Below are 18038 nucleotides of genomic sequence, written 5' to 3'. Positions count from 1 at the left end.
ATTATAATACAAATATTTATGTCCAACATTGCTGCCAGATTAATTAATTGGCAAGAACAACATGGCCGTCATCATCTACCTTGGCAGGGCACACACGACCCTTATGCGATCTGGCTATCCGAGATTATGCTGCAACAAACGCAGGTAGGTACGGTTATCCCTTATTATCAGCGTTTTCTGCGATATTTCCCTGATATACCCAGCCTTTCTCAAGCGCCACTGGACGATATATTGTCATTATGGAGTGGTCTTGGCTATTACTCACGTGCAAGACATTTATATCAGGCAGCGTGTATAATCGTCCGTGATTATCATGGCACATTCCCCAAGGAAAGAGAGCTGATTCAACAACTCCCTGGAATAGGCCGGTCTACCGCCGCAGCTATTATGGTTTTTGCATATGGCCATCGCAGCGCGATTCTAGATGGAAATGTTAAACGTGTTTTCTCGCGTTATTTTGGAATAGACGGTTATCCAGGCAAAAAAAAGGTACAAGATCAGTTGTGGTTAAAGGCTGAGGAATCGTTGCCCAACGGTAATTCAAAAAAGTGTCATCAGGTTTATACACAAGCATTAATGGATCTAGGTGCGACAATTTGCACACGGCATAGACCTCAGTGCCATGATTGTCCACTGCGATCCGATTGTGTTGCATTCAAAGAGAAACGTACAGATCAGCTACCTACTGCTAAGCCACGCGTATCCTTGCCAAAAAAAGAAACTATATTTTTAATATTACTCAAGCAGAAAAAAATACTGTTGGAGAAACGTCCAGACACCGGTATTTGGGGTGGATTATGGTGCCTACCGGAAATACATCTAGAAGAAGATATCGGTGCTTATTGTACACAGCATTTCAAAACAGAGGTAAGACCCCTATTTAATTTTCCACCTTTAAATCACACATTCACTCACTTTAAGCTGCGTATTCATCCTAGATTACTACGTATCACCTCACAAATTGATACCCAGCAAGAAGGAAAAATCTGGATAGAACCAGATGAGGCATTAGACAAAGCAATTCCAACACCTGTACGGAAACTCATAAAACAATATGTTCATTCTGATAACTCAATTAACAACACTGAATCTGTCTGAGTCAGCATTATCTCCGCATCGTTTTTATACATATCCGAATAGAGAAAATGGATAACTGGATAACATGGAGAAAACATCAGCGTGCCAACCTGCTAGCACGCAGAGAAGCTATTCCGGAAGAGACACATCACAACTGGAGCATAGCGATATCCAACATGCTCAAGCAAGGCTTTCCCATTCTTCAGAAAATGAATATTGGGCTCTATTGGCCATTCCGTGGCGAATATGATCCACGCCCTGCCGCAAATTATTTTAAGCAGCGGGGCGCGATACTGGCATTGCCAGTCATAATACGTAAGCATGCGCCATTATGTTTCCAAGAATGGTGGCAGGAGGCACCGATGAAAGATGGGGCCCATGGAATTCCTGTTCCGGATAATACCAAACCCATAGTAATTGATGCCGTGATTATACCGGTGGTCGGTTTTGATCAACAGGGCTACCGTCTTGGCTATGGTAGTGGTTATTATGACCGTACACTGGCGGAAAGTAATCCACGACCGCTGATTATTGGTGTAGCGTTTGAGACACTACACCTAGATAATGTTTATCCTCAGCCACATGATATTGCTATGCATTTTATTGTTACCGAGGCTAAGATTTATCAAACATTAAATAATAAATTAATTCCAATTTCAATTAACCAATGCGCTATGGAGAACACCTTGACTGCTCCCCTCCGTAAACGAAGGGGATTCCCAATTCAACGAATCCAACCCGGACGCACCTAAATGCAAACAGGACTTATAGATTCTCCAAGGGCTGACACCGCCAGTCCAGCGGCCAAAACATTACGCGCTGCGTTGATGTCTCGATCATGGATTGATCCGCATTCCGGACAAGTCCATTCACGCACATTCAAAGGCATCTTGTTTACGGTATGCCCACATCCCGAACAGCGTTTGCTGCTTGGATACCATCGGTCAATACCTACAAGCTCTCGCCCGTACCACAGCGACTTGTATTCTAATTGCCGCACAAATTCACCCCATCCTGCATCGGAAATTGATTTTGCGAGGCAACGATTTTTCTTCATATTGCTAACAGCTAAAGACTCTACAACTATCACTTGGTTTTCGTTCACTAGCCGTGTTGAGAGTTTATGTAGAAAGTCTTTACGAGCATCAGCAATTCCTGCATGTAGTCGCGCTACTTTCAGTCTGGCTTTTTGTCTATTGGCCGACCCTTTGCGCTTTTTAGATAGCTTGCGTTGCAGCTTAGCAAGCCTGGTTTCATTCTTTCGTAGCGTGTTAGGAGACGCAATCTTCTCGCCCGTAGAAAGAATAGCGAAGTGCGTTAATCCTAAGTCAATGCCGACTTTGCCGCTAACCCTTGGCTTTCGCGCAACAGAGTCGTCGCAAAGCATAGAAACATGGTATCGACCCGCTGAGTCTTTAGAGACTGTTGCAATCGTTAGTTTTGTTGCCTTAGGAAGGGTGCGCGACCATCTGATATTCAGTGGATCTTTCATCTTCGCCAGTTTCAGAGACTTACCGTCCCACTTGAAGGCGCTGGACGTGTATTCAGCCGATTGCTTCTCATGCTTGCTTTTGAATGACGGGTATTTGGCTCGTTTGGCAAAGAAATTACCAAATGCCGTTTGCAGGTGGCGGAGAGATTGCTGCACAGGAACACTGGAAACTTTGTTCAGCCATTCAAATTCAGGCTCTTTTTTTAACTCGGTCAACAAAGAGGAGGTAGCATGATACCCGATTCTTTTTTTCTCGGTATACCAAGCATCAGAACGAACGCGCAACATGCGATTATAGACAAACCGAGCACACCCGAATGTTTGAGCCAGAATAGTTTCTTGCTCAAAAGTTGGGTAAAACCTGAATTTGTATGCGCGCTTAATTTCCATTAACACACTGTAACAGAAATAGGTGAAAAAACAGGCTTTAGTATCAGCGAAGCTGACTCCCTATCCATCCCCGGCCTTAAGACCGGGGTTTTCCGGAAGTTGAGATGATAAAGTAAAGATACTTCCACTAACTTAGTTGTGATTCACCCCAGCGTGGTGTTAATGTATGCGTTACACCCAGCTGATCCAATATGCGCGCAACAACAAAATCAACCATATCCTGTATAGTCTCTGGATGATGATAAAAACCCGGATTAGCCGGCAGGATAACAGCACCGCTACGCGCAAGTTTTAACATATTCTCAAGATGGATGATCGAAAATGGCATTTCGCGCGGAACCAATATCAGTTTACGATTCTCCTTCAGCATCACATCTGCAGCTCGTTCAATCAGCTTCTGGTTTAATCCTGCTGCAATGGCTGCTAGCGTACCCATCGTGCAGGGACAAATAACCATCGAATCCGCAGGATTAGAACCCGAAGCAACCGGTGCAAACCACTCCTCCCGTCCGAATACGCGTAATTGCCCTTGAGCTAACCCGAAATAATTATTGAAAAATACTTCTGCTTCTTGAGCACGAGATGGCATTATCAGCTTCATTTCCTGCTGTGCAACAATTTGGGCTACTTTTGAATAAAGTAGGTATACAGAATTGCCTTCAGCCAGCAACATTTCTAACAGGCGGATTCCATACGGCATACCAGAAGCTCCCGTGTAAGCAAGCGTGATGGTTTGAGAATTTTTCATTTTTTACCCGATGAGACCTTTGCAAAACCCCAATAGTTGAAAAATTAACTCTTTATAATCAATAGATTAGAAACTTTTGGCGAGAAATTTTTCAAAAGTCTCCCGATATATACGTAAGCTTAGAACCAACTCTACAAATACGATACTGTACTAAATAATTCTTCAGGCTTATTCTGCTTGAACATCCCTCATTTCTTGATCATGCCGTTCAATAAAATCTTTAGTGCCGTCAATACCTCTTAACTGCAAGACATAATTACGCACTGCGGCCTCCACTAATACAGCTAAATTACGGCCTGCAGCAACAGGGATAATAACTTTGCGAACATCCACATTCATAATGTTTTCATTCAAATTACTTAAAGGTAATCGCTCCAATAAGTTGGCATCTGTACCACCTGAGTTTTGTAAATGTACGATCAATTTCATATTTTTCCGCCGACGTACTGCCGTTTCACCAAAAATAGTACGTATATTCAACATTCCCAATCCACGTACTTCAAGAAAATCACGTAACATCGGCGGACAGCGGCCTTCTAATGTCTCCGGCGCGATACGGCGTAGCTCTACAACATCATCAGCTACTAATCCATGACCACGACTTATCAGCTCCAAAGCCAACTCGCTTTTACCAACACCGCTCTCTCCAGTTATTAATACGCCCATTCCCAGCACATCCAGAAGTACGCCATGCAAACAGCTAGATGGGGCCAAGACATGCCCCAGATAAGTACGCAACAACCAAATTACTTCCAGACTCGGATAAGGTGAACACAATAAGGGTATAAGATTAGTGCTTGCCATCGCTCGCATTGAAACCGGCACTTCCCCACCGTCAGCAACAATAATACAGGCGATTCCGCTTTGGGTTAATTGCTTTATTTTATTTTCAAGGGAAGTAGGATCTAATTGATTTAGATAATTAACTTCAGCATTACTTAATACCTGTATCCAATTAGGATGTATAAAATTGAGATGGCCTATCACCCCTTGTCTAGATTGAGCAATAGCTTCATCATTGAGTTGCTTTTCACCTCCTGCCTGTCCCTCTTCCCAGGTTAAACCCAGCTTCCCTTTTTTATCATTAAATAATTGCGCTATACTAATTTGAGGCATTCGGTGTCCAATCAACAATAAGCTTATGAATCTCTACAGCATCTTTACTACGTAAAAGATTTTCGCGAAAACTCCTATCACTGAACATCTGTGCCAACTCACTGAGGATTTGCAAATGTTTATCAGTCGCTTTTTCAGGAACAAGCAGAATGCAGGCAAGATTCACTGGTTGACCATCAGGCGCATCAAATGGGATTGCCTCTTTCATTCTAACCAATGCTGCTACAGCTTCACGCAATCCTTTAATCCTACCATGTGGAATGGCTACCCCTTGACCAAGACCAGTAGAACCCAGTTTTTCACGAGCAAACAAGCTATCAAAAACCTGACTACGCGCCACCTGTAATGTGTTCTCAAATAATAATCCAGCTTGTTCAAATACGCGTTTCTTGCTAGCAACATCTAAATCAACGATAACATTGGATAGCGGTAATAATTGTGAAATGAGATTCATAGAAAAATAAAGTTATTTCCGTTAAATGGCAATGAAGTATTCTTTTTCTTACTTATTAGCCCTACTACAAAAATTATCTTGGCCAAATAAAAGCCATAGTCATCATTCTCAATAATGTGAGTTATATTTAAATTATTTCTATATCTCAAAATCCTGGTCTTTCAATGCACCTTCATTGCGACGCTCCAGGTTCTTCTCTTTATGTTTAAGTATTTGTCGATCTAGCTTGTCTATCAGGTTATCGATTGATGCATACATATTAGTACCATCCGCTTCAACAAAGATATCCTTTCCCCGCACGTGCACGTTTGCTTCAGCTTTTTGTCCATGTTTCTCCACCGACAATGTCACTGTAACATCGATTACATGATCAAAATGGCGCGTGATTTTATTTATCTTAGAAATAACATATTCGCGCATCGCGGGCGTAATTTCTACGTGGTTACCAGTAAGATTGAGATTCATTATGTCTCCTTAATTCCTATTAAAATGACTTACGAAGATTAGTCGGGGGAATTTGCATTGACTCCCGATATTTTGCTACGGTACGACGAGCCACAACGATATCCTGTTGTCCTAGAATTTTTGAAATCCGGCTATCACTCAGTGGTTTTTGTGGATTCTCAGTTTTTACTAATTGCTTAATTAACTCACGAATGGCGGTAGCAGAGCAAACACCACCCGTATTTGTCGCAACATGACTGCCAAAAAAATACTTAAGTTCAAATATACCACGAGGAGTATGCATAAATTTTTGAGTGGTCACACGTGATACGGTTGATTCGTGCAAATTTAGATTATCGGCTATTTCTCGTAATACAAGTGGACGCATAGCCACTGCTCCATATTTAAAGAACTGTTGCTGGCGCTCAACAATCGCACTGGACACACTCAGGATGGTACTGAAACGTTGATGAATATTTTTAATAAGCCATTTAGCTTCGCTTAACTGGCTAGCCAATCCATGCGCTGAATCATGATGACGCTGGTTCAGTATATTGGCATAAAGACGATTAACACTAAGACGTGGAATAGCATTTAGATTAAGATTCGCCACCCAGATTCCATTCATTTTTTTTACAATCACATCTGGCACAATATAACGCACATCTTCAGAGTTGAATATTGCTCCTGGGCGCGGGTTAAGATGAGTAATCAATTGCTGAACTGAACGTAAACAATCATCATCGCAACTCAGTAATTTTTTAATCTGGCCAAAATTCCGTGATGCCAGAATTTCTAAATATTCATTTACCAATAATAACGCTTGATCGCGATAAGGCGTCTCAACTGGCTGCAGCTGTAACTGTAACATAAGACATTCTCTCAAATTACGTGCTCCAACTCCAGATGGGTCTAGATGCTGTAAGTACGCAAGAGCAATATGCATATCATCCATATCGATTTCAAGCTGCGGCGGCAATATCTCAACCAATTCCTGCAAATCCTGAACAAGATAACCATCATCATTCAGGCTATCAATCAACAAACCTACGATGCTCTTATCGCGTTCAGAAATCTGACTTTGACTAATTTGTACATTCAAATGCTCGCGTAAACTAATCGGCTTTGCAGCCAATTGCGGCAGCTCATATTCATCTTCGCGCGAGCCATTGTAAAAATCATGGTCTTGCTTCCAATCAGATTCATTGTTCTGACTCATCACTGTCGTAGTCATATTCTCTACTGAAATGACCTCTTTAGCTGCGTCATCCTGGAAGTCCGACGAATCTGACATGAGCAATTCTGAATTATTACCTGGTTGCACATCTCTGTAATCAGAGCAATTATCCCATTCCAGTAACGGATTCTCCTGCATTATGCGTTCTATTTCCTGACTTAACTCTAGCGTAGACAACTGCAACAATCGAATGGATTGCTGTAGTTGTGGTGTAAGTTTTATTTGCTGTGATAATTTTAGCTGGAGAGTTGGCTTCATTACTTTAGTAAAACAGCAGTTACATGTAACCTCGGATTAATTCAAACATCATCTTTATAGTCGAAAATGTTCTCCTAAATATACTTTTCTTACACGCTCATTATAAATAATTTCATCAGGCTTCCCGTTAGCCAAGACCGTTCCCTCACTGATAATATAGGCTCGGTCACAAATTCCTAATGTCTCTCTCACATTGTGATCAGTAATGAGCACACCAATATTACGTTCCTTAAGAAAACGGATTACTTTTTGTATATCAATTACAGCAATAGGGTCCACACCTGCAAAAGGCTCATCCAATAGAATAAAGCGTGGTTGTGATGCTAATGCCCGAGCAATTTCTACACGGCGGCGCTCTCCTCCAGACAAACTAATAGCAGGATTAGTGCGCAAGTGACTAATATGAAGATCGTTTAACAAATCATTTAAATGTTTTTGTATCTCATCAGAGTTAAAGTTCTGTAACTCCAGTACAGCGAGAATATTATCCTCTACAGATAAGCGTCGAAAAATTGATGCTTCCTGGGGTAAATAGCTGATGCCAAGGCGAGCACGATGATGAATCGGCATCTGGCTTAAATCATGGCCATCCAAATAAATACCTCCCCCATTAAGCGGCACTAATCCCACAACCATATAAAAGCAGGTTGTTTTACCTGCACCGTTAGGCCCTAGCAAACCAATGACTTCACCACTCGCAAGAGAAAAAGAAACATCGTGCACTACTGTACGCGACTTATATTGCTTTTTTAAATGATTAGCTTCTAATTTACTCATTTCCTAGATCTAAAGCTCGGTCATCGATTAGCATGAGGTTTTACGGCGTATCCGTATCTGCGTTATCAGGTTTATTCTTCGGTTGAATCACCACCCGAACTCGATTATCAAGACCCGTTTCAACACCTCGTTCGTTGCTCCCGATCACCTGGAAAAATTCGCTGTCCATATCATAAGAGATATAATCTCCTTGAACTTCATCCAATCCACGTTTTAAGCGTGCCTTCCTAAACAATTCTATCTTGTCAGTTTTATTGTCCAACTCAACTCGTTTACCCCATCCCTCAATATATTCATTCAGTCCATCACGCTTCTGCCGAAAACTAACGAGATCTCCCCAAGCAGTCGCATATCGAAAACCATAAGCATCCTCTTTCATGACCACTTTGTCAGCACGAATAAGCAGCGTTCCCTGAGTGAGTACGACATTACCTGTGAATACGCTAATTCGATTACCATCTTTTCGATTGACATCTTCCACGGTTGCACGATCAGCTTCTAAATGAATAGGCTTATCGCGATCAGCACGCTCAGCCAAAACGGTCTGTGTAAAAAACAGACTGAATAAGAAAGCTAGAAAATGAGTCTTCATATATTTTTTATTAACAAATCGCCAGCTAGTGTTTATTAGTCAGTATCATTTATCAACAGCTCGCACGCGCGATAACAATTGGACCATACCAGTACGATTATCTAATTCAAACCCAATTGCATCAATCGTAGTATTTGACCTGGAAATAGTTACAGATTCGCCCGTCTTGGCAATATTTTCATCCGGAATAAGATGCAAAAAACTGGTCACCATGGTTATCTTATCTTTTTCATCATCTGACCCTCTCAATATCGTCACATGACCGGTAAGATAAATATCTTCTCCGTTACCTAACAATTCAGCCCGATCCGCAACCATTCGCATCAACGGTTTGCCCGGTTGAGTACTCATAAAATGTATTTTTTCTAGATGAGTAATATCCTCATTTAGATAGTGAAACATTTTTTCTGCAAAATAAGTTCTGCTCACAACTTTCTCATGATCCATGCGAATTCCTGAAAGATTTTCCACAATATAATCAGGATGACGATACGCTTCATTATCTTGCGTTATCGCTGCGGGCTGCACCGCTTGATCCAGCCAGAACGTCAATAACACAATGATAATCAGAAGTATCAGGGGAAAACTGAGATGCAGGCGATTAATCATTTAAATTTAGAATGCATCAATCTATTTAGAATCTAAAATTTTGAATATCAGTCTGACTCCAATAGCAAGAATGTTTACAAAACAAATTATACCAGAACTCATGCGCTATACATGATAGGGCAGCATAGCGTATTTAGCCTAAAAATCCGTTTAATTGACAACTGGCTATCTCATATCACTACATTCGCCGAGATCTCGCCCCATTCGCTTGTATATTTTTAAATCCCAAACTTGAATATGTATCCAAATGTGTTAATGTTCCTTTTTAGACGTAATAAATAAAGAAACGGTCATGTATATGGAAGCCATTAAGTTCGAGCATTTTGATCAGATGCAAGATGATATCTGCGCACAACGTATCACTGCAGCCAAGAATAAATTAGGAAAGCGCGTCATTATATTGGCGCATCATTATCAACGAGCGGATGTCTATAAATATGCTGATCTTACTGGCGATTCATTGAAGCTTTCATATCTTGCCGCTCAGACTAACGCAGATTATCTGGTATTCTGCGGCGTACATTTTATGGCTGAAGTCGCCGATATTCTCTCTAGCTCAGAACAAACTGTTATCTTGCCTGATCTTGCAGCCGGCTGCTCAATGGCTGATATGGCAAGTCTCTCCAAGGTGGAGCATGCTTGGCGTGAACTTGCCGAGATACTCGATCCTGAAGAGGTCATTACGCCCATAACTTACATTAATTCAGCTGCTGATTTAAAGGCTTTTTGTGGCGAGCATGGCGGCATCGTCTGTACTTCTAGTAATGCCACCAAGATTCTAGAATGGTCCTTTGCGCAACGTGAAAAAGTCTTGTTCTTCCCAGATCAGCATCTCGGTCGCTGGAGCGGGCACAAACTAGGTATTCCACTAGATGAGATGTTGGTTTGGGATTTTGATGAGCCAATGGGCGGCCTTACTCCAGAACAAATAAAAAAAGCTAAAATTCTACTATGGAAAGGACACTGTTCGGTACACCAGATGTTTCAACCACAGCATATCCTGCGCTTTCGTAATCAATATCCAGATGGACTCGTAATTTCTCACCCAGAATGTAGTTACGAAGTATGCAAAGCATCGGACTACGTGGGTTCTACTGAATATATTATCAATACAATAAGCAAAGCAAAAGCAGGGACTCGCTGGTTGGTTGGAACAGAATTGAATCTGGTCAGCCGCATCAGTGAAGAATTCAAATCACAGGAAAAAATAGTACAATTCATGTCACCAATGGTTTGCATGTGCTCGACTATGGCACGAATTGACCCGCAACATCTAGCTTGGGCACTGGAAAATTTGGTTAATGAAAAAGTAGTTAATCAGATAAAAGTACCCGTAGACGAATCAAAATTGGCAAAACTTGCTTTGACTCGAATGCTAGAAATATCATAGTCACATATCAGTGTAAAAATACTTAAGCACAAGTAATTAGCAGCTATGCCCATAAAAATATTTTTTGTTCCGGAACAACTTTGTAGTTATCAGACTATTCAAAGTTACTATTTATTCCGTGCTTGATAAATTACATATTGCCACATATAACATCCATAAAGGTTTCTCAAGCTTCAACCAACGTATCATTGTCCATGAGTTACGTAAGCATTTACGAGCACTCAATGTTGATATCGTTTTTTTGCAAGAAGTCGTTGGTCATCATACAGCATATGCTGCTCATTTTAAGAATTGGCCAAGTCTTTCCCAATACGAATTTCTGGCAGATTCAGTCTGGAGTGATTTTGCTTATGGAAAGAATGCGGTATACGATGAAGGCCATCATGGTAATGCAATTCTAAGCCGCTACCCCATCATATCCAGTGAAAATGAAGATATTTCCATGCATCGTTTTGAAAAACGGGGCATGCTTCACTGCCAAATTAATGTACCCGGTTGGCATGAAAATCTACATTGCATCTGTGTCCATTTGGGATTGTTTAAACGCGGACAACGCAGACAATTACAGGCACTCGGTAGGCGTATCCAACAAATGGTGCCATCTCAAGCACCATTAGTGATTGCGGGCGATTTCAACGATTGGCGTGAAATGGCCAGCTATATTTTAGCTGACGAGCTGGGTCTAACAGAAGTCTTTGAATCTACCCGAGGCAGAGCAGCACGCAGCTATCCCGCTGCATTGCCAATGTTACGTCTAGATCGCATTTACGTACGCGGATTTCACATAAAAACGGCGCATATTTACCAAGGTGATCCATGGTCAAAAATATCTGATCATGCCGCATTATCAGCTAAGGTAATTCGCATATGAGTATCCCCCGTTTTATAGGTGGCAACAATATTACCCTCCTACATAACGGCGTAGAATATTTTCCAATGTTGGAAGCCGCTATTGATGCAGCACGATATGAGATACATCTTGAAGTCTATATTTTTGAATATGATGCCACTGGTACTAGGATTTCTGACGCACTCAAACGAGCGGCACAACGTGGGGTATCTGTTCATTTATTATTAGATGGCTTTGGTTCCCAAAATCTACCGAAAAAAATAATACGAGGCATGCTGAATGTAGGAATAAAAATACTTATATTTAGAGAAGAGTCTTTATTTTCAAAACTGCGGCGTTATCGATTACGACGCATGCATCGTAAGCTCGTGGTGCTAGATGCGCAACGGGCATTTGTCGGAGGAATCAATATTATTGACGATCTCCACAATCCTAAGAAACTCACACCTCGTTTTGATTATGCAATTCTGATTGAAGGACCACTTCTTATTACAATTCATGCGGCAGCCAGACGCTTGTGGTTGCTGGTAGCATGGGCACACTTTAGAAAGCGTTGGACAAATCATATTGCCTTACAACCCACTGATAAACCTTGCGGCAACCAACTAGCCGCGCTTGTAATACGCGATAATCTACGTCATCGACGTGATATTGAAGGCGCTTATCTGCATGCAATCATTCATTCATATAGCGAAATCATCATTGCTAATGCTTATTTCTTACCAGGCAGGAACTTCCGCCTTGCTTTGAGTAGAGCTGCCCAACGTGGTGTGAAGGTTATATTATTATTACAAGGTAGGGCTGAATATCGCTTGCAATATCACGCTACACGGGCACTATATCGAAACTTACTCGATGCAGGTATTGAGATTTACGAATACAATAAAAGCTATTTACATGCCAAAGTTGCCGTAATTGATCAGCATTGGGCTACCGTTGGTTCCTCTAACATTGATCCCTTTAGTCTATTGCTTGCGCGCGAAGCTAATGTGGTTATTAGTGACCAGTCATTTGCAGCCACATTGAGATTGAGTTTGAAACAAGCGATCGCTGAGGAATCCATACCGGTATTACGATCAAACTGGGATGGCCAATCCTGCTATAACCATACAATTAATTGGATTAGCTATTATATTGTGCGTATGATGCAAGGATTATTAGGCTATAACTGGGAGGATAGTAATTCCTAATTCCCAGGAAAACTGCATTCCATAATGTGCCTATTTATTATTTTGACTGCTTCCATTCATACATTCATAAAAGAAGGGAATTTTCAATTCAGTGACTGTAGCCCAAGAGCACCCAAATACAAGCAGGGTTTACGCGATCTCCAAAGACTAGCCTCGCCAACCAGACCGCTAGACATTACACACTGCATTGATGTTATGACTATGGATTACTTTACATTTTACACAAACCCCTGTTCGCGTACATAACGACAGCCAGGTTAATGTATATACAAAAAGAGACCTTTGCAAAAGTCTCAAAAAATATATCGATTACTTAATGGATACCGCTTATTTATATCGATCAAAATATGCCCATATCACGGCAATATCGGTATTCAAGCTGCCGAGCGAACTCAAACCAGCTATTCACCGGTTCGGTTTAGTGAATTTAAGGTTGGCTTCGCTTTTACAGAACAGGCTGAGTCCGCCGATTTATTGCTTGTTGAGAGGACGCCCAAGTATATTCAAGCTGATTTTTCAGTCCAGTCGACAAACTGGTCATTTCGTAATGATCGATCTCCTCCTCCCGCTGATAATGAATGTTTGGGCGCAAATGCAATCTATTGTCATAACGAAGCGGGCGCAACCAAATGTAGTATGAAAATCATCCGAGCCGACAAACCAAAACTGCCTCCTTACTTCCCCAACTTGAACACCAGGAATTTTTTGGAGGTACCGATAAATAATTACTCAATTTCGTTTTATACTTGTATCTAGTCAAGCAGCATTACAGATCCTGCAGCCAGAAGTAACTATTTAATACATTTAATATTCTTCCTCGAGTTATCCTTGTTTTAACATTGCCATCAGAATAGTTTGAGCGTTATAACCGAATAAAATAGAATATAATCAATGAGACCTTTGCAAAACCCCAATAGTTGAAAAATTAACCCTTTATAATCAATAGTCGAAAACCTCTGGTGAGGGCTTTTGCAAAAGCCTCTCAATATTCATATAAAATGACTGTGCTAACTTCAGAATTGCGTGATCAGATTATTCATGCGGCAGATCTATTACGAAAAGGTGGAACAGTTGCTTTTCCAACGGAGACCGTTTACGGTTTGGGAGCAGACATATCTATTCCGTCTGCGATACACCAATTATTTAAAATAAAAAACCGGCCCGTAGACCATCCGCTAATTGTCCATTTCTCAAATATATCTCAATTACATTATTGGGCAGAAGAAGTGCCGGAATCTGCATGGCAACTTGCAAAACATTTTTGGCCTGGACCACTTACACTCATATTACAACGCAGCCGCCATATACCCAACAGTGTAACAGGCGGCCAGGATACGGTTGGATTACGCATACCGAATCATCCTGTCGCATTGACCTTGCTTAAAGCTTTAGGCAGCAGGAAAGCACTGGCTGCACCATCAGCTAACAGATTTGGGCGCATAAGTCCCACAACAGCGGCGCATGTTCAGGAAGAACTTGGCCAAACAGTTGATATGATTCTAGACGGAGGACCCTGTCAGGTTGGTTTAGAAAGTACAATTGTTAGCTTTAGCGATCAGACGGCTATTGTATTGAGACCCGGTGGCGTCCCACTAGCAGCACTTAAGAGCGTTCTGAATGAGCGCGTCATTCTGGCAGACAGAAATAACTTAACCGTACGCGTATCAGGCACACTCGCTTCACACTATGCGCCATCCACCCCACTCGAGATTCTTTCATCTGAATCTATATGGCAACGCGCTCTTAATCTGGAAACGCAAGGGTTGCGGGTAATTATGATATTATGCTCCGTTGCAAACAAAACGCAATCAACGAGTAGAAACATTTTGAAATTTTATTTACCCCAAGAATCTGGGGCCTATGGCAAACAATTATATGCAACATTGCGTCGCTTTGATCATAAAGGCTTTGATCGTTTATTAGTAGAAGCGCCGCCAGATAGTACGGCATGGCTGGCCATTAATGATCGTCTACAACGTGCAAGTTATAATACATTAAATGAACACAAATAACGAACTACGCGCAGTACTTTTTGATGTTGATGGGACATTAGCAGATACAGAACAGGATGGCCACCGCACCGCTTTTAATGCGGCATTTAAAGCGTTTGGCCTTGACTGGAACTGGAATATTGAACTTTATGGTGAACTGCTACTTGTCACCGGCGGCAAGGAGCGAATCCGTCATTATATTGAAAAATATGCACCCCACGAACTAAATAAAGATAAATTAGATAGCTGGATCGCCGACTTACATCAGGCAAAAACCAAATACTTTGAAATATTACTCGAGCAGGGAGAAATTCCATTACGCCACGGTGTTGCTCGCTTAATTCACGAATTACATAATCAAAAAATTAAGCTTGCCATTGCAACAACCACGACATCCGAAAATGTCACTAATCTGTTGAAAGCAACCTTAGGTGAAGATTCCATTCACTGGTTTGATATTATTGGTGCAGGCGACATTGTGCCTAAGAAGAAACCGGCACCAGATATTTATCACTGGGTACTCGATCATCTTGAATTGACGGCGCAACAATGTATAGCTATAGAAGATTCAGAGAATGGGTTGAAATCAGCAGCTTCTGCAGGACTGAATACCATCATTACAGTTAATGACTATACGCGTTCACAAAATTTTAATGGCGCTGCTGTTGTACTTTCAGACTTAGGGAGCCCTTCCAGGCCATTTGATGTCATTATGGGAGATACCTTTGGTAAAAAATGGGTAGATGTGCAAATGCTAAATAATTTAATAAAACATTAAATAAATTTATTATTTCGCAGATCTATATTATGAATACAGCCTCTCGATGTGACTGACCCGATGTTTGACCTTTTTTCTCCAAAATAAAATGTCACATGAACTGACTACGGCATACAGGATATTCGATTTACCATTTAGAGAAAACAAAGCATGGTCAAGAGACAAATAGTAACCACGGCTTAGGTCAACAAGCTGATTTGTCTGCCGTATGAATTTAATTATAATGATTACTTGAATTTGTGTTTCAATAAAAATTAATATCCTCTTTCTTAATTTATGCTATAACTGAAGGGCGAACCATTTTTCATAATTGATGAATAGTGTTTGCAGGCTACCGTGGATATTTTTCCTTGATATCCTTTAATTCATAAATAAATAAAGGAGAATTAATCATGAAACTAATCTCAACTACCCTGGTAATTATTGGAACCTTAGCACTTATTCTAAGTGCCCAGGTTCATGCAGAGGATGCTGGCCATACATCACAAGCCATGGAACACGCAGGTATGGCTCAAGCTCACGGAGAGGATGGTCATGCAGAGGCACTACGTAAACACGCAGAAAAAAGTTTAAAGCATGCTGAAGCAGCTGAGAAAGCGCATGCCGAAGCACATAAGCATATGACAGAATCAGTAAAGCACTTAAAAGAGGCTATAAACCATGCCAAGATGGGACATGCTGATGTAGCAACCAAGCACACTGAAGAAGCGTTGCAGCATATGCGTGAGTCAGCACATTAATTTAATAGTGATCATCTGATCTAACAAGAATATCTTTATCATGCATGTGGAGATATTCTTGTTTACCTTACATCTCAAAAATTTTAATACAGTGCTAGCCAGATCTGTTAGGTAAGAATTTTAGTGGATCTACTGGGCTTCCATTCATACGAATTTCAAAATGAAGTTTTACCCCATCGGTATCCGTGTTTCCCATTTCTGCGATTTTCTGCCCTTTGGCTACTGCATCCCCTTCCTTTACCAGGATCTCTCTATTATGAGCATATGCGCTAAGAAAAGTACTATTATGCTTAATAATAATCAACTTACCATAGCCACGCAAACCACTCCCGCTATAAACCACTTTACCCGCGGCAGACGCCAAAATTGATTGTCCAGATTTTCCAGAAATCTTTATTCCTTTGGAGTTTTCTGAAAACGATGCCAATAACTCGCCACTAGTAGGCCACATCCAATCCACATTAGCCCCACTCAATTTAGTATCCGATTCTTTTTTTGGCAAAACAGGGGACGGCGGGCGCGACAAAGCAATCTCAGTTTTAGCGACATTATTCGTAGCTGGATCAGTTTTTATCTTTGGCGGAACCGATGAAGCGGTAGATGAGCTCATTGGCAATACCTTAATTGGATGTTCTAATTGAGCCACAGCCCGCTCAGAATAAGGCAGTTTAAGCCCCTTAGGCTCAGTTTTTAGCTTATTACCTACAGAATTGTTTTCTGAAATAAAATCTGGCGCATGTCCGGGCACATCAATTATTGATGGCGTTGTTTGCTGAGTCAGTGCAAACAATGAAGGCTGCGCTTGTTTAGACGTAGCAGGTACAGATAAATTAATTTGCTGACCTGGTCTTATGGTGCTAGGATCAGCAATACCATTCCATTCGGCCAATTCCTTGTAATCAATACCATGATTAAGCGCAATACTGTAAAATGTATCACCTTTTCGTACAGTATAGAATTGTGCTTTAGTAGCATCTGTACCAGTTGCTTTGCCTAGCGGTTGAGAAGAGTCGATCAATGCACGATCAACTATCGGGGCTGGGCGCGATGTTGACCCACAACTAACTAGAAGGCAACAAAAAATGACTAATAATAAAAAGTGAACAGAAGATAGCAACCTAGACCGGCTATATAAATAAGTAAAAGTCATAACGATGCTCTTATCAAGACTTAATTTTACCAGTCCAATTATATTATCTTTCATTTCATTTTCCTGCATCGTTATTTCCTCACGACACCAGATAGTATCGGTACAAATTTTACTTCTTCCAACACGGTCTCCATATATCCTTGAGAATTACGTTCAATAATACACAGATTCTGCTTCCGGCTTCCTTTAGGAAAAACCATTCTTCCACCCACTTCCAGCTGTTCCAATAGCAACATAGGTATCTCAGCCGTCACGGCTGTCATGATAATACCATCAAATGGTCCAGCTTCACTCAATCCAAACATGCCATCAGCATGCTTTAAATGAACATTTTTAATTTGTAATTGCTGTAAGCGAATACGAGTACGCGTTAGTAATGGACCTATTCGTTCAAGCGAATATACTTCATATGCCAGCTGCGCCAGAACCGCAGTCTGATATCCACAACCAGTACCGATTTCAAGCACCTTACGAAGTTTTAAATTAGCCCGTAGTAGCTCGCTCATACGCGCAACAATCCATGGACTCGATATTGTTTGCCCAAAATTAATTGGTAAAGCGATATCATCATAAGCACGGCTTGATAATGCTTCCTCTATAAAGACATGGCGAGGAATAGAACTCATCACAGACAGCACCACTTCATCAGCGATACCCTGTGTCCGTAAACGCTCAATCATCCTCATACGCGTACGCTGCGAGGTCATACCAGTTCCAGAATGGCGAGCACTCACAAGAAATCAGTATCCATAAAA

The 18038-nt window shown here is 41.2% G+C and carries 19 protein-coding genes; 8 read left to right on the top strand and 11 right to left on the bottom strand.

Annotated features, from left to right (window positions below; translation table 11 throughout):
- The first annotated feature begins 18 nt into the window (after window positions 1–18).
- Together mutY and BUQ89_RS08565 are read left to right on the top strand one after the other, a co-directional pair.
- On the top strand, window positions 19–1098 hold the full coding sequence (gene mutY, locus BUQ89_RS08570) for an A/G-specific adenine glycosylase (protein ID WP_028461959.1): 1080 nt from the start codon (window positions 19–21) through the stop codon (window positions 1096–1098).
- A 47-nt stretch (window positions 1099–1145) separates the two neighbouring features.
- Complete coding sequence (locus BUQ89_RS08565) at window positions 1146–1829, top strand: 5-formyltetrahydrofolate cyclo-ligase (protein WP_051537641.1); 684 nt, start codon at window positions 1146–1148, stop codon at window positions 1827–1829.
- Here BUQ89_RS08565 and tnpB read toward each other — a convergent pair.
- From tnpB to lptC, 9 genes are all read right to left on the bottom strand, one after another.
- On the bottom strand, window positions 1826–2959 hold the full coding sequence (gene tnpB / locus BUQ89_RS08560; protein WP_074202576.1) for an IS200/IS605 family element RNA-guided endonuclease TnpB: 1134 nt from the start codon (window positions 2957–2959) through the stop codon (window positions 1826–1828). The two genes, BUQ89_RS08565 and tnpB, sit on opposite strands and share 4 nt — an antisense overlap.
- 127 nt (window positions 2960–3086) lie before the next feature.
- A complete protein-coding gene (locus BUQ89_RS08555) occupies window positions 3087–3707 on the bottom strand; it encodes a flavin prenyltransferase UbiX (RefSeq protein ID WP_028462152.1) in 621 nt (206 codons plus the stop codon).
- A gap of 168 nt (window positions 3708–3875) precedes the next feature.
- Window positions 3876–4823: an HPr(Ser) kinase/phosphatase gene (hprK, locus tag BUQ89_RS08550; RefSeq protein WP_028462151.1), complete on the bottom strand. Its 948-nt coding sequence runs from the start codon at window positions 4821–4823 to the stop codon at window positions 3876–3878.
- Window positions 4810–5277, bottom strand: coding sequence for a PTS sugar transporter subunit IIA (locus BUQ89_RS08545; protein ID WP_028462150.1), 468 nt, complete (start codon window positions 5275–5277; stop codon window positions 4810–4812). The genes hprK and BUQ89_RS08545 overlap by 14 nt, the downstream gene beginning before the upstream one ends.
- 138 nt (window positions 5278–5415) lie before the next feature.
- Entirely contained in the window at window positions 5416–5742 is a 327-nt protein-coding gene (hpf, locus tag BUQ89_RS08540) for a ribosome hibernation-promoting factor, HPF/YfiA family (protein ID WP_028462149.1), read from the bottom strand.
- A 19-nt stretch (window positions 5743–5761) separates the two neighbouring features.
- The gene (locus BUQ89_RS08535) at window positions 5762–7216 is read right to left on the bottom strand and encodes an RNA polymerase factor sigma-54 (protein ID WP_028462148.1); all 1455 of its coding nucleotides are present in this window, start codon (window positions 7214–7216) and stop codon (window positions 5762–5764) included.
- A gap of 54 nt (window positions 7217–7270) precedes the next feature.
- Window positions 7271–7993 carry an LPS export ABC transporter ATP-binding protein gene (gene lptB / locus BUQ89_RS08530; RefSeq protein WP_028462147.1) on the bottom strand — a complete coding sequence of 241 codons (723 nt, stop codon included), beginning with the start codon at window positions 7991–7993 and terminating at the stop codon, window positions 7271–7273.
- A 40-nt stretch (window positions 7994–8033) separates the two neighbouring features.
- Complete coding sequence (lptA, locus tag BUQ89_RS08525) at window positions 8034–8585, bottom strand: lipopolysaccharide transport periplasmic protein LptA (protein ID WP_036573632.1); 552 nt, start codon at window positions 8583–8585, stop codon at window positions 8034–8036.
- Window positions 8586–8630: 45 nt separating this feature from the next.
- Window positions 8631–9194: an LPS export ABC transporter periplasmic protein LptC gene (lptC, locus tag BUQ89_RS08520; protein ID WP_028462146.1), complete on the bottom strand. Its 564-nt coding sequence runs from the start codon at window positions 9192–9194 to the stop codon at window positions 8631–8633.
- 292 nt (window positions 9195–9486) lie between these two features.
- On the opposite strand from lptC, the gene nadA reads away from it, so the two are divergent.
- The 6 genes from nadA to smbP all read left to right on the top strand — a co-directional run bounded on the left by nadA (window position 9487) and on the right by smbP (window position 16133).
- The gene (gene nadA / locus BUQ89_RS08515) at window positions 9487–10584 is read left to right on the top strand and encodes a quinolinate synthase NadA (RefSeq protein ID WP_028462145.1); all 1098 of its coding nucleotides are present in this window, start codon (window positions 9487–9489) and stop codon (window positions 10582–10584) included.
- Between the two features lie 118 nt (window positions 10585–10702).
- On the top strand, window positions 10703–11455 hold the full coding sequence (locus tag BUQ89_RS08510) for an endonuclease/exonuclease/phosphatase family protein (protein ID WP_028462144.1): 753 nt from the start codon (window positions 10703–10705) through the stop codon (window positions 11453–11455).
- Window positions 11452–12624, top strand: a complete 1173-nt coding sequence (gene clsB, locus BUQ89_RS08505; RefSeq protein WP_028462143.1) for a cardiolipin synthase ClsB — start codon at window positions 11452–11454, stop codon at window positions 12622–12624. Before BUQ89_RS08510 ends, clsB begins: the two co-directional genes overlap by 4 nt.
- Before the next feature lie 998 nt (window positions 12625–13622).
- On the top strand, window positions 13623–14636 hold the full coding sequence (locus BUQ89_RS08495; RefSeq protein WP_028462141.1) for an L-threonylcarbamoyladenylate synthase: 1014 nt from the start codon (window positions 13623–13625) through the stop codon (window positions 14634–14636).
- Window positions 14623–15393: an HAD family hydrolase gene (locus BUQ89_RS08490; RefSeq protein WP_028462140.1), complete on the top strand. Its 771-nt coding sequence runs from the start codon at window positions 14623–14625 to the stop codon at window positions 15391–15393. The genes BUQ89_RS08495 and BUQ89_RS08490 overlap by 14 nt, the downstream gene beginning before the upstream one ends.
- A 392-nt stretch (window positions 15394–15785) precedes the next feature.
- Window positions 15786–16133, top strand: a complete 348-nt coding sequence (gene smbP / locus BUQ89_RS08485; RefSeq protein WP_028462139.1) for a small metal-binding protein SmbP — start codon at window positions 15786–15788, stop codon at window positions 16131–16133.
- 94 nt (window positions 16134–16227) lie between these two features.
- Here smbP and BUQ89_RS08480 read toward each other — a convergent pair whose 3' ends face one another.
- Window positions 16228–17337, bottom strand: coding sequence for a peptidoglycan DD-metalloendopeptidase family protein (locus BUQ89_RS08480; protein WP_051537661.1), 1110 nt, complete (start codon window positions 17335–17337; stop codon window positions 16228–16230).
- Window positions 17338–17354: 17 nt separating this feature from the next.
- Window positions 17355–18017 carry a protein-L-isoaspartate(D-aspartate) O-methyltransferase gene (locus tag BUQ89_RS08475; protein ID WP_028462137.1) on the bottom strand — a complete coding sequence of 221 codons (663 nt, stop codon included), beginning with the start codon at window positions 18015–18017 and terminating at the stop codon, window positions 17355–17357.
- Between the last annotated feature and the right edge of the window lie 21 nt (window positions 18018–18038).

This window comes from Nitrosomonas cryotolerans ATCC 49181, assembly GCF_900143275.1.
GTDB lineage: Bacteria > Pseudomonadota > Gammaproteobacteria > Burkholderiales > Nitrosomonadaceae > Nitrosomonas > Nitrosomonas cryotolerans.
The sequence above is the reverse complement of the archived record's forward strand: the minus strand, read 5'-3'. Positions and strand labels throughout refer to the sequence as shown.

Bases quoted from the DNA above. Each gene is read 5' to 3' on its own strand.
- mutY (WP_028461959.1), top strand. From the start codon at position 19: ATGTCCAACATTGCTGCCAGATTAATTAATTGGCAAGAACAACATGGC.
- BUQ89_RS08565 (WP_051537641.1), top strand. From the start codon at position 1,146: ATGGATAACTGGATAACATGGAGAAAACATCAGCGTGCCAACCTGCTA.
- tnpB (WP_074202576.1), bottom strand. From the start codon at position 2,959: ATGGAAATTAAGCGCGCATACAAATTCAGGTTTTACCCAACTTTTGAG.
- BUQ89_RS08555 (WP_028462152.1), bottom strand. From the start codon at position 3,707: ATGAAAAATTCTCAAACCATCACGCTTGCTTACACGGGAGCTTCTGGT.
- hprK (WP_028462151.1), bottom strand. From the start codon at position 4,823: ATGCCTCAAATTAGTATAGCGCAATTATTTAATGATAAAAAAGGGAAG.
- BUQ89_RS08545 (WP_028462150.1), bottom strand. From the start codon at position 5,277: ATGAATCTCATTTCACAATTATTACCGCTATCCAATGTTATCGTTGAT.
- hpf (WP_028462149.1), bottom strand. From the start codon at position 5,742: ATGAATCTCAATCTTACTGGTAACCACGTAGAAATTACGCCCGCGATG.
- BUQ89_RS08535 (WP_028462148.1), bottom strand. From the start codon at position 7,216: ATGAAGCCAACTCTCCAGCTAAAATTATCACAGCAAATAAAACTTACA.
- lptB (WP_028462147.1), bottom strand. From the start codon at position 7,993: ATGAGTAAATTAGAAGCTAATCATTTAAAAAAGCAATATAAGTCGCGT.
- lptA (WP_036573632.1), bottom strand. From the start codon at position 8,585: ATGAAGACTCATTTTCTAGCTTTCTTATTCAGTCTGTTTTTTACACAG.
- lptC (WP_028462146.1), bottom strand. From the start codon at position 9,194: ATGATTAATCGCCTGCATCTCAGTTTTCCCCTGATACTTCTGATTATC.
- nadA (WP_028462145.1), top strand. From the start codon at position 9,487: ATGTATATGGAAGCCATTAAGTTCGAGCATTTTGATCAGATGCAAGAT.
- clsB (WP_028462143.1), top strand. From the start codon at position 11,452: ATGAGTATCCCCCGTTTTATAGGTGGCAACAATATTACCCTCCTACAT.
- BUQ89_RS08495 (WP_028462141.1), top strand. From the start codon at position 13,623: ATGACTGTGCTAACTTCAGAATTGCGTGATCAGATTATTCATGCGGCA.
- BUQ89_RS08490 (WP_028462140.1), top strand. From the start codon at position 14,623: ATGAACACAAATAACGAACTACGCGCAGTACTTTTTGATGTTGATGGG.
- smbP (WP_028462139.1), top strand. From the start codon at position 15,786: ATGAAACTAATCTCAACTACCCTGGTAATTATTGGAACCTTAGCACTT.
- BUQ89_RS08480 (WP_051537661.1), bottom strand. From the start codon at position 17,337: ATGAAAGATAATATAATTGGACTGGTAAAATTAAGTCTTGATAAGAGC.